Here is a 233-nt window from a genome sequence, read left to right on the forward strand (position 1 = left end):
GACCGCCCGTTCCTCGGCATCTGCGTCGGCATGCAGGCATTGCTGGAGCGCAGCGAGGAGAACGACGGGGTCGACTGCATCGGTCTGTTCCCCGGCCAGGTGCGCTTCTTCGGCAAGGACCTGCACGAAGCCGGCGAGCACCTGAAGGTGCCGCACATGGGCTGGAACCAGGTGAGCCAGGCGGTGGAGCACCCGTTGTGGCACGAGATTCCCGACCAGGCGCGCTTCTACTT

At 66.1% G+C, this 233-nt stretch carries 1 protein-coding gene; it reads left to right on the top strand.

Annotation, left to right across the window (positions count from 1 at the left end; all coding sequences use genetic code 11):
* Positions 1-233, top strand: a 233-nt coding sequence (locus BST14_RS32410) for a glutamine amidotransferase-related protein (RefSeq protein WP_438502227.1), incomplete at both ends; no start/stop codon positions are given.

Source organism: Mycobacterium arosiense ATCC BAA-1401 = DSM 45069 (assembly GCF_002086125.1).
Lineage (GTDB): Bacteria > Actinomycetota > Actinomycetes > Mycobacteriales > Mycobacteriaceae > Mycobacterium > Mycobacterium arosiense.